The sequence below is a fragment of the Actinokineospora xionganensis genome (genome assembly GCF_014323725.1).
In the GTDB taxonomy this organism is placed as follows: Bacteria; Actinomycetota; Actinomycetes; order Mycobacteriales; family Pseudonocardiaceae; genus Actinokineospora; species Actinokineospora xionganensis.
Genome location: NZ_JABVED010000065.1, coordinates 1 through 505, shown reverse-complemented (window position 1 = coordinate 505; position 505 = coordinate 1). Strand labels below are relative to the sequence as shown.

Here is a 505-nt window from a genome sequence, read left to right as displayed (position 1 = left end):
GCCAGCCGGGTTGGGTTTTGAGTTTGTGGTGGAGTTTGCACAGGGCGCCGAGGTTGGGTGCGCTGGTGGAACCTCCGTGGCTGTGTGGGGTGGTGTGGTCGAGTTCGCAGGATTTGGCCGGGCGGTGGCAGCCGGGGAAGCGGCAGGTGTGGTCGCGTAGGCGGATGTGGCGGGTGAGGTCGGCGCCGGGGTGGCGGCGGGTGCTCACTTCGAGGACTTTCCCGATCGGGTCGGTCAGGATGCGCCGCCAGCTGGTGTCATGATCGGTGATCAGTTCCCGGATGGTGATGTTCGGGACGGGGCCGTACCCGTCGAGGGTGCCGCCCAGGTTGGCCCCGAGCAGCACGGTGTAGGGGACGGCGACCTGGAGTTCGACGGTGACCCCGCGCCCGCCACCGTTCACGACCAGGTCGTAGAGGGCGTCGGCGCGCAGGGTCTCGAGGGTGTCGGCGGCACCCGCCGCGCGGCGGGTGCGGGCGATCTTGTCGACCATCAGATACACCGC

The 505-nt window shown here is 69.3% G+C and carries 1 protein-coding gene; it reads right to left on the bottom strand.

What is annotated here, in order from left to right; translation table 11 throughout:
* On the bottom strand, positions 1–493 hold a 493-nt coding region (locus tag GPZ80_RS31910), incomplete at its 3' end, for an HNH endonuclease signature motif containing protein (RefSeq protein ID WP_187224818.1).
* Between the last annotated feature and the right edge of the window lie 12 nt (positions 494–505).